Here is a 12,141-nt window from a genome sequence, read left to right on the forward strand (position 1 = left end):
ATGCCTATGATCTCCACACCCACCAAGCTTCCGCCCCATGCCGTGTCACGCTTGCGCAGTGCGCGCCTGTTGCGCAGTACCCGACCATTTCTGGCGCGTGGTGGCCCGCATGGTGAGCGCTGCAGCGGCTGCCGCTTGATACTGAGCCATTGTCTGTGCGCGCTGCGGCCTATCGTCGCAACGCGCGCCGGCGTGTGCCTGCTGATGGCGGAACATGAAACACTCAAACCCAGCAATACCGGCTGGCTGATCGCCGACGTCGTACCCGATACCATGGCCTTCGGTTGGGCGCGCACCGAGGTCGACCCCGCCTTGCTGGCCGTATTGGCCGATCCGCAGTGGCAACCGTATGTGGTGTTTCCCGGTGAATTTGTCGCCCCGGAACGCGTGGTCAGCACTTTGCTGCCGCCGTCGCCTGAGGCGACGGCTAAGGCTGTGGCTAAGCGGCCCTTGTTCATTCTGCTCGATGCCACTTGGCCGGAGGCGCGGAAAATTTTTAAAAAAAGTCCTTACCTGCTGCCCTTCCCAGTGCTCAGCCTGACCCCGGAACAGTTGTCGCGCTATCGCCTGCGCCGCTCACGTTGTGATGAGCATTTGTGTACCTCAGAGGTGGCGGCACTGTGTTTGCATCTGGCCGGCGACAGCCATGCTGCGCACACGCTGGCGGCCTATCTGGAGGTATTTTGCGAGCACTATCTGCGCGCCAAACAACAGCAGCCAGTTAATTGGGACGATGCCTTGCACGCGCAGTTGCATGCCTTGGCGCGCGGCTCACAGCTTGTGACCAAAGACTTGGCGCAGATAAGCGAGGAAGGTTTGGTCGGTGCACAGTGTCTTGCCGGGTGAATCGGATAGTTTGGCGACCGGCTGGCCATTGCATACCGTCAGTTTCATGACGATATTGAGCGCTTCGAGGCCGGTGTCATTGCTCAGATTGGTGCCGATGCCGAATCCGGTCATGCTGCGGTCGGCAAAATGCCGATACAGTGCGAAGGCGCGCGGTAAATCGAGGCCGTCGGAAAATACCAGGCGCTTGGTATGGGCATCAATGCGTAATTGCGCATAATGGGCCAAAGCCTTTTCTCCCCAAATCACCGGATCACCCGAATCATGGCGCAGACCATCGAAGAGTTTCGCGAAATACAAATCGAAATCGGCTAAAAAAGCATCCATGCCAACCACATCGGTCAGCGCGGTGCCAAGATCACCGCGGTATTCGTGCACCCAGCCTTCGAGTGCGGCGGTTTGAAAGTCGCGCAAACGTACACCGAAGGATTGATACGATTGCAGGTATTCGTGCGCCATCGTACCGATGGGAACGAGTTGGTATTTTTTTGCCAGCCAAACGTTCGAGGTGCCCTTGAAGAATTGCGGCAAGTTTTTAGCCAGACTGGCCACCACTTCCTCCTGCCAGGCAGCGGAAAAACTGCGGCGCAGGCCGAAATCAAAAAATTCGAACGGGTGCAGGCGTGGCGGTTCTTGCGCGAAGACGCGTACTGCCGTGATTTTATCGGCCAGACGGCGGCGTGCCTCTACCAGCGTGGCAGCTGTCTGCAAACGACGGAAATACAATTCGTTAACTATACGCAAGACATAAATTTCAAAGCCCATCACATGGACCTGCGGCCCGGTCGCGACGATTTCGAGTTCGTCACCGTGGCTGCTGACGCGAATGAATTTTCTTTGAAAGTGGAACAGTGCCAAAAAGTCGGTGAAATCACTTTTAATATAGCGCAGCGAACGTAAATAATCGAGTTCAGCTTCAGTCAGTTGCAGTGTGCACAGATGATCGAGTTCGCGTTCTACCTCGGCCTGTAAATCGGCCAATGGATAGGCTGGCGTATTGCGGCAAACGAAGCGGTATTCGGTCTGGCTGTCAGGATGACTATGCAGCAAAGCCTGCCACATGGTGAATTTGTATAAGTCAGTTTCTAACAGGCTGGTGATGACTGGTTTCATGACAGCCGTTTCCTTGGTTATATGAGGACTTCTTGACACCGCGCTTCCCTAGCCCATTCGGTGGCAGCAGTACACAGTCGGGCCAACGCTATGTGTTTGACGTGCGGGTCGCCCCCTTGAAAGCCGCTTCAGGTGTGACGGCGCGATGCCGTCATCATATTGTGAATTTAATCAATTCAGACAGAATAATGCCATACGCATAAGGCTGTTGTCAGCACCAATACACTGAGCAGTTGTCAGTAGCGTGCTCGCTCAGCGTAAAATAGCTGACATTACCCGCCTGCATCTGATCGTTGCGCCCACCGCCATGCTTGTCAAGACCATACAAAGATACATTTTTTTCTGTCTCGCTGCGCTGGGCGGCACCATCCTGCCCGCTGCCGCCGCTGACAGCTATGCCGTCGCGCTGAGCCGTGCCGAACGTGCCAACTTGGAACAAAGTGTGTGCGGCAGTCAATTCGGTGTGGCAGCGGCCGAGATCACGGCGTACGCCTTGTTACCACACGCGGAAGTAGCGAATTTTGCTGACGTCAGTTGCCGCCCGCATACGCAATGGCAGGGTCAGCCGCTGTACTGGGTGGCGCAATGCGGGCGCGATCAAGGCCGCTGGAGTTGTGCGCCGCCCGAGCTGGAAATGCAGCTGCATTCCAGTACAGGCTTGCTGCGGGTACGCCCCGGTACCCTGACACCGTCGCGGGCCGCACAAGCGATCAGCCGTTTGAGCAGCTATGGCTATTTTGAAGGTAAGTCGATTAGTGCAGCGCTGGAATCGACTTGCAATATGGGAATGGGAAAAACTGCTGATCTGATCGAAATTTCCTGCCGACATTGGGCTATCCATATTTCTTACTGGTGTCCGCAAAGCAGTCGGACCAATGCCTGTCCACGCATTATTTATATGGAGAAATTACAATAAAAAATCGCCGGTATGTAACCGGCGATTTTTTTTATACATTGTGCAGCACGTAGAATTTATTTTGCTGCTGCGGCGGCGGCGGCATCCACTTTACTTGCCGCATCGGCTTTGACGCCCATATGGTGTTTGATCTTGCTTTTCTCACCCGGGGTGACGACTTTAGCAGTGCTGGCAGTGGCTGCCGCATTGCTGGCCGCGGTATGAGTGGCTGAGGCTGTGGCGGCAGCACTGACGGCAACGGCAGGTGGTGCAATTTTTACCGGCGTTTGAGCGAAGGCGCTGCCGATTGCGCAGGAAGTAACGAGGAAAGCGGCAATGATTGTTTTCATGATAGATCCTGTTCTGGTGAGTTAATCTGCTGCAGTACATTATGTGCTGCATGAGGAAATAACGCGGGCCGGGGCGATGGCGTTGACGGGTTTTTTATTTATTTTTTTTACGTTTCTATTTCAGAAAAAAAAACAGCGCTGAAAAATTCAGCGCTGTTTTTTTTAAAACTTTTTCGTGAGAAATTATTTGCTCATTGCCGGTACTGCTGCCGGTGTTGCTGAATTTGCAGGCGCAGTAGTTTCTGCTGCTTTTTTGGCTTTTTTGTGATGCGTTTTTTTCGCTGCCGGCGCTGGTGTTTCTGCACCTGCTGCTGGTGTCGCGGCGCTGCTGACTACGGCAGGTTTAGCTGCAGTTTTTTCAGCGGCAGAAGCAGCTGGTGCTTGAGCGAAAGCGCTACCAATTGCGCAGGAAGTGACGAGCAAAGCGGCGATGATTTTTTTCATGATAAGTCCTGTTCTGGTGGGTTGGTCTGCTGCAGTACATTGTGTGCTGCATGAGGAGATAACGCGCGCCAAGACGATGAGGTTGACGAGTTTTTTAATTTATTTTTTATTTTTTGTTCGTTTTTTTCGAACATAAAAAAACAGCGCTGAATAAATTCAGCGCTGTTTTTTTAAACTTTTTTTTAAGAAATTATTTGCCTGCTGCAGGTACTGCTGCCGGCGTTGCTGGCGTTGTTTCTGCTGCTTTTTTCGCTTTCTTGTGATGCGTTTTTTTCGCTGTCGGCGCTGGTGTTTCCACACTCGCTGCCGGTGTCGCTGCAGCGCTGACTACCGCTGGCTTGGCAACGACTTTTTCAGCGGCTGGTGCTTGAGCAAAAGCGCTTCCAATTGCGCAGGAAGTGACGAGCAAAGCGACGATGATTTTATTCATGATAAATCCTGTTCTGGTGGGTTGGTCTGCTGCAGTACATTGTGTGCTGCATGAGGAGATAACGCCGGCCAGAACGGTGAGGTTGACGAGTTTTTTATTTATTTTTTTAATCGGCAGCCTGGGGGGGCAATGACGAAAAAAAAGCGTGCTGGTATCGCACGCTTTGTGTACCGCATAGTTACTGGACTACGGCTACCAGCGCGATTCCCGCTCCGGCGTCGAGGAGATATGATGGATCGACAGATCGGCACCTTGGAATTCTTCTTCTTGGCTCAGGCGTATGCCCATACTCCGTTTCAGCGCGCCGTAAATGACAAAGCCACCGGTCAGCGCAATCGCCACGCCCAAGCCGGTACCGATGAGCTGTGACATAAAACTCACGCCCCCCATACCACCGCAAGCCTTGAGTCCGAAAATACCAGCGGCCAAACCACCCCAGGTGCCGCATAAGCCATGCAAGGGCCAGACCCCGAGGACATCGTCGATCTTCCATTTATTTTGAGTGCGTGCAAACATCGAGACGAAGATGGCACCGGCAATTGCACCGGTGGCGAGTGCGCCGAGCGGATGCATGAGGTCGGATCCGGCACAAACGGCCACCAAGCCGGCCAATGGCCCGTTATACACGTAACCTGGATCGTTTTTTCCCAATACCAAGGCCGCCAGCGTACCGCCGACCATGGCCATGAGAGAATTAAGCGCCACCAAGCCATTCATTTTTTCCAGCGACTGCGCGCTCATGACGTTGAAGCCAAACCAGCCTACCGTCAAGATCCATGCACCGAGCGCCAGAAAGGGTATCGACGAGGGCGGATGCGCGGCTACGGCACCGTTTTTCATATAGCGACCGCTGCGAGCGCCAAGCAGTAAGACGGCTGGCAGGGCGACCCAACCGCCAACTGCATGCACCACCACGGATCCGGCGAAATCGTGGAATTCCGCCGAGAAGCTGGCCTTCAACCAGGCTTGTATGCCAAAACGCTGATTCCAGGCGATGCCTTCATACAGTGGGTAGACGAAACCGACCAGACAGGCGGTGGCGATCAATTGGGGATAAAACTTTGCGCGTTCGGCAATGCCGCCAGAGATGATGGCAGGTACTGCGGCGGCAAAGGTGAGCAAGAAGAAAAATTTGATCAACTCGTAACCATTTTTATTTGCCAGTACCTCGGCAGAGGCGTAGAAATCAACGCCGTAAGCGACGCCATAGCCGATGAAGAAATAGGCTAGCGTTGAAATAGCGAAATCAACCAGAATTTTCACCAGCGCATTCACCTGATTTTTCGACCTGACCGTGCCGAGTTCAAGAAAAGCAAACCCGGCGTGCATCGCTAAGATCATGATTGCGCCAAGTAATACAAAGAGCGCGTCGGCGCCGTTTCTCAGTCCATCCATTTTTATCCCCAATTTAGTGCAACTATGAAATAGAACTGTTCGATTAAGCAAAAACCGTTCCATTCTGGTGCGCATTCGTAATTCCTTGATATTTATGAGGAATATGAAAAAAATATATTTTTTTCGAGGCTGGCGCGCTGAAATGATGCGTTATTACTCCGCATTTTGGTGCGATCGAATAATCTTGCCGTACAGGAAGAGCGCGAATTGAATCGGCTCTTTCAAGCAAAAATTAGCCTGCGAAGAGAAGGATGCTTGCTATGATGGCGGCTCCACTGTGAAAGGAAGACCATGAACATTGCCAACTGGTGCGTACTCAGCGCCTGCTTACTACCGATTGTCACGATTGGTTTAGCCAAGGCCGCCTCAGCGCGGCGCGGCAAGGCTGACGAACTGTATGATAATCATGATCCGCGCAGTTGGAGCAATGCGCTCAAGGGCTGGCAACAACGTGCGAATGCCGCGCAGAATAACGGCTGGGAAGCCTTGCCCTTGTTTTGTGCGGCAGTGATTTTGGCGCAGCAAGGGCATGCCGAGCAAGCGCGCGTCGATCAGTTGGCGATGCTGTTTATCGGTTTGCGCATCGTCTATATCGCGGCGTATCTGGCGAATCTGGCGACACTACGCACCCTGCTCTTTAGTGCAGGCATATCTACCTCGATCGCAATCTTGCTGCTGTCTTGAGCGCGGACCTGCCGCCGGAGAGCTATGATGAACCCCGATGAGGCACAACAGTTGTTGCTCGGCTTACTGCCCTCCCCAGCCTATCTGTTCGGGGCTATCGTGTTTGGCATCATCGGTTACGCCGCCTACCGTTTCGGTAAAACCCACGCGCACAGCAAAATCAAGTGGACTGGCGTGGCCCTGATGTTCTATCCCTACCTCAGCGGCAGCGATACCGGCTGGCTCTACGCCATCGGCAGCGCGCTGTGTGTTGCTTTATGGGTGTTCCGGCGTCAGTGATTTTTCCAACACATCAAATTCCAGATGCTCAACGAGCATGCTTTCTTTGGCATTGTGTGGAAACGGCAGGGTGCGCCCGGTACGGACATAGCCACGCCGCTGGTAGTAGGCGATCAGTTCGGGACGGATGCTGATGACAGTCATCCACACCGTTTCGGCTTGCCACAATTGACGCGCATGCTGTTCGGCCGCGTGCATGAAATATTTGCCTAAGCCTTGGCCTTGCAAACCGGGACGCACGACGAACATACCTAAGTAGGCCGAGCTACGGTCTTTTTTCAATTGCACGCACGCGATCAGCTCGCTGTCGCGTACACATAACAAAATAAGAGAATCGGCGGCGGCCACCAAATCGAGCACCTCGGGTGCCAAGATGCGTGGGCCAGCCAGTAAATCGGCTTCGGTGGTCCAGCCTTGACGGCTGCTGTCGCCGCGGTAAGCGCTGTTGACCAGCGTGGCGATGGCAGTGGCATCGGCCGCCGTAGCGGGCCGCAAGGTACAGGGAAAAGGGGCACTGGCCGTAGCGCTGAAAGTCATCATCGAGGGAACTCAAAATAGGAACGAGGGCATCATAACACGGCCCGATTTATCGATTTTTGACATTTCATTTCAGTTGTCACGTGTAAGATAAACTACCGGAACTTATAGCCGCCATCCCGACATGCATGCCATTACCTCGATACTGTTCGTTTGCACAGGCAACATTTGCCGGTCGCCAACAGCAGAAGCTATCCTACGCGCCAAGCTCGAAGTGGCCGGCTTAGGTCAGCGTTTACATATCGATTCGGCCGGCACACATCTGCAACATATCGGCGAAGCGCCCGATTCGCGCTCACAACATTTTGCCTTGCTGCGCTCTTATGATTTACAACACCTCCGAGCACGGCAAATCAAGGCCGACGATTTTGCCAGCTTCGATTTACTACTGGCAATGGACAAACACAATTTGGCATTGTTAGAAGCGGCCTGTCCGCTGCCGCATCGTCATAAAGTGGCCTTGTTCATGAACTATGCGATCACCACCGAGGCGGACGAAGTGCCCGATCCATATTATGGCGGTGCCGCAGGATTCGAACAGGTGCTCGACTACATAGAAGATGCTGCCGCAGGCTTACTGGCCACTTTACTGGCAGAGCAGTCGCTCGATTGCTGACACACGGCTGACCGTTCATCCCTCAAATTTTGCGTTTCATCCACAAATAGTGCAACTTTGGCATTTACCGCTTGTCCAAGTCGGCTAGCTGCGGAATACTGCTGGATTCGTCTATCCCTGTGCCTTTCAACCGGATTTGCCATGTTACCTAAATTACTCTTCATCGCCGCCATCGGTGCGTCCTTGGTCGGCTGTAGCAATCAAAAAGATGCTGAGGCGACAAAATCGCCCATGCCAGTTGCGGCCACGGCTGGGCAGGGGGGAAATAAGACGACGCCAGCGCTGCTGATCGCTCCCGAAGATGTGTTTATCGTCAGCAGCAATGAAATCAACTCCGGCCCGGTGATTACCGGTTCGGTACAGCCGGAACGCAAAGCCGATCTGCGTGCGGAAGTACAAGCCATCGTGCTGCAGGTGTTGAAAGAGAACGGCGACGGCGTCAAGCGCGGCGATGTGCTGGTCAGATTGGATGAAACGGCGATCCGCGATAACCTCAATTCGGCCGAAGACAATGCCCGCAGCGCCACGCTGGCGATGGATCAGGCCGACCGCTCGCTGCAAAGGCTCAAGACGCTGCGTGCCTCGGGCATGACCTCATTGCAAGCGCTCGATGATGCCGAGCTCAAAGTCGACGCGGCGCGCAGCGAAGTATCGGCCGCCCGCGCCCGCGCTACCACGGCACGCCAACAATTACAGCGCACGGTGGTGCGCGCGCCGTTTGACGGCGTGGTCAGTGAACGCAAAGTCTCGGCGGGAGACACGGCAACGCTGGGCAAGGAATTAGTGAAAGTGATCGATCCGACCAGCATGCGCTTCGTTGGCAATGTGTCGGCTGATAAGATTGCCATCGTTAAAGTTGGACAAGTGGTGAGTTTCCGTATCAATGGTTATACCGGTCAAGAATTTCATGGCAAAGTGACGCGGGTCGATCCGGCGGCCAACGATGTCACGCGTCAGGTCGAGGTACAAGTCGGTTTTATCGATGCCAACCAACCGCGTGTGGCCGGTTTGTTTGCCGAAGGCGTAATCGAAGCCAGTACGGTGAATGCCTTGACGCTGCCGGAAGCGGCCTTGGTGCGCGCCGGTGATCAGGTCTATGTCTGGCGCGTTGCCGGCACGATACTCAAACGGGTCGACGTCGTGCTCGGCAAACGCGAGCAACGCAGCGGTAATTATGAGGTGCGCAGCGGTTTGGCACCGGGGGATGTGCTGATGCGTAGTCCGAACTCGGGCTTTCACGATGCCCAGACGATTACCCGGGTAGCAGCCAATAAAGCGGCACCGGTGGCACCTGCTGTGCGAGGAAATTAATCATGTTTTTATCTGATTTCAGTATCAAGCGGCCGGTCGCGACGATTGTCATGATCATCGCGCTCATGGCCATGGGCTTACTGGCCTTGAGTAAATTACGCGTGAATCAAAATCCCGATGTGGAAGTACCGGGTTTGTCGGTCATCATTAATTTTCCTGGTGCCTCGCCCGATACGGTGGAACGCGAAATCATTAATCGTTTGGAAAAATCTTTACTCAGTGTGCAGGGCGTGACCGAGCTCAATGCCTCGGCCAATGAAGGCGTGGCGCAGTTCGATATCATGTTCAATTTTAAAAAGAATATGATCGAAGCCTCGGATGAGGTACGCAATGTGATCTCCAGCGTGCGCTACAAAATGCCGACCGAAATGCGCGAACCGGTTATCCAGCGTTGGGACCCGGCGGCCCAGCCGATTTTAAATATGGCTTTGTCGTCGAAAACTTTAAGCCATGCGGAAATTTCGCGCTTAGCCGAAGACAAGCTGGCCGACCGCTTGCGTGGCATATCAGGGGTGGCGACGGTGCGCGTGAACGGCTCGCTCAAACGTGAGTTGTCGGTATTGCTGCGGGCCGAAAAATTGCGCGAATATAATGTGTCGGTCAGCGATGTAGTGAACGCCTTGCGCAATCAAAATACCAATGCGCCGGTGGGTAAGCTGCGCGGAAACTTGGATGAAGAGAGTATCCGTCTGGTAGGCCGAATCGAGTCGCCCGATGAATTTCAAAGTGTGGTGGTCAAACGCAATGGCGAGCAAATCGTGCGCTTGGCGCAGGTGGCGACGATAGCCGATGGCTTCGCTGATCTGGACAGTTTATCTATCCGTAGCGGTAAACCCAACGTCGGCATGCAGATCACCAAGTCGCGCGATGCCAGTACGGTTTCGGTGGCCAAGGCAGTGCATAAATTGGTCAAGGAAATCAATCACGAGTTCGAGCAAACTCATCCCGGTACGCTGTTGGAAGTGACACGCGATGGCGGCGAGGAAGCGCAAAGCAGCCTCGATAATGTGATCGATTCGCTGGTGCTTGGCGCTTGTCTGACCATTTTTGTGGTGTACGCTTTTCTCAACTCATGGCGCTCTACCCTGATCACCGCGCTCAGTCTGCCGACCTCGGTGGTGGCAGCATTCATCGCGGTGTGGTTATGCGGTTTCACGCTCAACTTCATGACCTTGCTCGGCTTGTCGCTGGCGATCGGCGTGTTGATCGATGACGCGATTGTGGTGCGGGAAAATATCGTTCGGCACATGCAGCTTGGCGCGGACCGTCGTACCGCCGCGCTCGAAGGCACGGCAGAAATCGGCATGGCAGTGGCCGCCACGACGTTTTCCATCATCGCTGTGTTTATTCCGGTCGCATTTATGCCCGGCATGCCGGGCGAGTGGTTCCGTCCGTTTGCGCTGACGGTGACCTGTTCGGTGCTCGTCAGTTTGGGGATTTCGTTTACGCTCGATCCGATGTTGTCGGCGTATTGGGGCGACCCAGTCGATCACCATCTGGCACCGAAACGCGGCATCAGCAAGTTGCTGGCGCGCTTCAATGATTGGTTCGATCAGCAAGCCGACCGCTATGGCAGAGTGATCGCCTGGGCCTTGCATCATCGCCGTGCCATGGCTGCCATCGCCTTCCTGAGTTTGGTGCTGGCCTTGGGCTTGCAGGTCAAGTGGGGTGGCACCAGTTTTTTACCGGCGACCGACTCGGGTACCTTGATGATAGAAGTGCGCACGCCGGCTTCGTCGTCGCTCGAATACGCCAAGTTGAAAATGGAACGCGCAGCCGAATTAGCGCGCCAAATTCCCGAGGTGCGCGATACCAACAGTACCATCGCGCCGTCGGGTGGGCGGATTTACGTCGACATCGGTAAGCGTCATCAACGGCTGCGCAATGCCAAGGCAATCAGCGCTGATTTACGCGCCAAAATACAAACCTTGGTCGGGGCGGAATATGTGGTGCTCGATGATTTGAACAATGGCGCGCAAAAGCCGGTGCAGATAGAATTCACCGGTCCCGATTCGCGCAAGCTGCTCGAAATTACCAGCGCGTATATGGAAAAATTGCACAGTGTGCGCGGCGCGGTCGACATCGGCTTGTCGCAGCAAGATCCAAAGAAAGAATTGAAGATCGAGCTCAATCGCGGCCTCGCCAATTCCATGGGCATTTCCTCGAATGATGCGGCACAGGCTTTACGGGTAGCGTTTGCCGGCATCGAAGTCGGTGATTGGGTTGATCCTACCGGTGAAACGCGCGATGTGGCGGTGCGCTTGCACCCGGACGATCGGGTCAACCGCGAAAACATCGAACGCTTGCCGATCGCCGTATCCGGCAGCAACCAGATGGTGCCGCTCGATCAGATCGCCACCATCAGCATGGGTAAGGGCCCTTCCGGGATTAACCACAGCAAGGGCAAACGCACGATTACCGTATCGGCCAATGTGGAGGGCCGTTCGACCGGCGAGGTGATTTCGGAAGCGAAAAAATTGGCAGAATCATTCGATTATCCACCTGGCTACGGTTTGTCGGTGGCCGGTTCCGGGCAAGATCAGGAAGAAGTGTTCGGTGCCATGGCGATTGCTTTATTATCCGGCATCGGCCTGATGTATCTGATCTTGGTCATGCAGTTCGGCTCGTTTACCGCACCATTGGGCGTGATGTTATCGCTGCCGCTGTCACTGATCGGTGTGGTACTGGCCTTGCTCATTACCAACAGCACGATCAATTTGATGAGTTTGATCGGTGTGATCATGCTCATGGGGCTGGTGGCAAAAAATGCGATTCTCTTGCTCGATGCGGCGCGTAAGAATGAAGCCGAAGGCATGGACCGGGAAGACGCGCTGATGCAGGCTGGCCGCGTGCGCTTGCGACCGATTTTGATGACCACGTTTGCGCTCATCGCCGGCATGATGCCGGTCGCACTGGGGCTCGGTGAAGGTGGTGATTTTTATCGACCACTGGCGATTGCTATCATCGGCGGCACCATCACCTCGACCTTTCTGACCTTGTTAGTGGTGCCGACGTTTTACGACAGTATAGAAATTGCACGCGAACGGATGATGGACAAAATGCGCGCGCGTATGAGCCGTTACAATGCCTTGTTCGGCTTCCTTGTTACCATGCTCGAGGCGCTGTGCACTTTGTGTCTGCTGCGTTTGGTGTACCGCGTGCTGGCACGGAGTGTGCGCTGGTTGGGGCAACACTTGCGCGCCCGTGCTGCCTGAGTATCATCGCCATCATCAACAGTCTG

General features: G+C 54.5%; 13 protein-coding genes. 7 read left to right on the forward strand and 6 right to left on the reverse strand.

The features are described from left to right. Window positions 1–6: 6 nt before the first annotated feature. A complete protein-coding gene (locus RHM61_RS05755; protein ID WP_322250178.1) occupies window positions 7–846 on the forward strand; it encodes a tRNA-uridine aminocarboxypropyltransferase in 840 nt (279 codons plus the stop codon). On the opposite strand, the gene pncB is transcribed toward RHM61_RS05755, so the two are convergent. After that, complete coding sequence (gene pncB / locus RHM61_RS05760; RefSeq protein WP_322250179.1) at window positions 772–1,959, reverse strand: nicotinate phosphoribosyltransferase; 1,188 nt, start codon at window positions 1,957–1,959, stop codon at window positions 772–774. The genes RHM61_RS05755 and pncB overlap by 75 nt on opposite strands. A 307-nt stretch (window positions 1,960–2,266) precedes the next feature. Here pncB and RHM61_RS05765 point away from each other — a divergent pair, with 307 nt between their 5' ends. Next, a complete protein-coding gene (locus RHM61_RS05765) occupies window positions 2,267–2,875 on the forward strand; it encodes a hypothetical protein (protein WP_322250180.1) in 609 nt (202 codons plus the stop codon). Between the two features lie 56 nt (window positions 2,876–2,931). Here the strand turns inward: RHM61_RS05765 and RHM61_RS05770 are convergent, their stop codons facing one another. From RHM61_RS05770 to RHM61_RS05785, 4 genes are all read right to left on the reverse strand, one after another. Then, on the reverse strand, window positions 2,932–3,204 hold the full coding sequence (locus RHM61_RS05770; RefSeq protein WP_322250181.1) for a hypothetical protein: 273 nt from the start codon (window positions 3,202–3,204) through the stop codon (window positions 2,932–2,934). 183 nt (window positions 3,205–3,387) lie between these two features. Beyond that, a complete protein-coding gene (locus RHM61_RS05775; protein ID WP_322250182.1) occupies window positions 3,388–3,720 on the reverse strand; it encodes a hypothetical protein in 333 nt (110 codons plus the stop codon). Between the two features lie 118 nt (window positions 3,721–3,838). Further along, on the reverse strand, window positions 3,839–4,078 hold the full coding sequence (locus RHM61_RS05780; RefSeq protein ID WP_322250183.1) for a hypothetical protein: 240 nt from the start codon (window positions 4,076–4,078) through the stop codon (window positions 3,839–3,841). Between the two features lie 192 nt (window positions 4,079–4,270). After that, window positions 4,271–5,473 carry an ammonium transporter gene (locus tag RHM61_RS05785; RefSeq protein WP_322250184.1) on the reverse strand — a complete coding sequence of 401 codons (1,203 nt, stop codon included), beginning with the start codon at window positions 5,471–5,473 and terminating at the stop codon, window positions 4,271–4,273. 291 nt (window positions 5,474–5,764) lie between these two features. Between RHM61_RS05785 and RHM61_RS05790 the strand changes: the two genes are divergently transcribed. Both RHM61_RS05790 and RHM61_RS05795 read left to right on the forward strand, forming a co-directional pair. Beyond that, window positions 5,765–6,157 carry an MAPEG family protein gene (locus RHM61_RS05790; protein WP_322250185.1) on the forward strand — a complete coding sequence of 131 codons (393 nt, stop codon included), beginning with the start codon at window positions 5,765–5,767 and terminating at the stop codon, window positions 6,155–6,157. Window positions 6,158–6,184: 27 nt separating this feature from the next. Further along, on the forward strand, window positions 6,185–6,436 hold the full coding sequence (locus tag RHM61_RS05795) for a hypothetical protein (protein ID WP_322250186.1): 252 nt from the start codon (window positions 6,185–6,187) through the stop codon (window positions 6,434–6,436). Here RHM61_RS05795 and RHM61_RS05800 read toward each other — a convergent pair. Beyond that, entirely contained in the window at window positions 6,413–6,976 is a 564-nt protein-coding gene (locus RHM61_RS05800) for a GNAT family N-acetyltransferase (protein WP_322250187.1), read from the reverse strand. The genes RHM61_RS05795 and RHM61_RS05800 overlap by 24 nt on opposite strands. 121 nt (window positions 6,977–7,097) lie before the next feature. Between RHM61_RS05800 and RHM61_RS05805 the strand changes: the two genes are divergently transcribed. The 3 genes from RHM61_RS05805 to RHM61_RS05815 all read left to right on the forward strand — a co-directional run bounded on the left by RHM61_RS05805 (window position 7,098) and on the right by RHM61_RS05815 (window position 12,115). Further along, complete coding sequence (locus RHM61_RS05805; protein ID WP_322250188.1) at window positions 7,098–7,589, forward strand: low molecular weight protein-tyrosine-phosphatase; 492 nt, start codon at window positions 7,098–7,100, stop codon at window positions 7,587–7,589. 141 nt (window positions 7,590–7,730) lie between these two features. Continuing rightward, window positions 7,731–8,900: an efflux RND transporter periplasmic adaptor subunit gene (locus RHM61_RS05810; RefSeq protein WP_322250189.1), complete on the forward strand. Its 1,170-nt coding sequence runs from the start codon at window positions 7,731–7,733 to the stop codon at window positions 8,898–8,900. A gap of 2 nt (window positions 8,901–8,902) precedes the next feature. Next, window positions 8,903–12,115 carry an efflux RND transporter permease subunit gene (locus tag RHM61_RS05815; RefSeq protein ID WP_322250190.1) on the forward strand — a complete coding sequence of 1,071 codons (3,213 nt, stop codon included), beginning with the start codon at window positions 8,903–8,905 and terminating at the stop codon, window positions 12,113–12,115. Window positions 12,116–12,141 lie beyond the last annotated feature (26 nt).

It is taken from the genome of Undibacterium sp. CCC3.4 (assembly GCF_034347425.1).
Classification (GTDB): Bacteria; Pseudomonadota; Gammaproteobacteria; order Burkholderiales; family Burkholderiaceae_D; genus Undibacterium.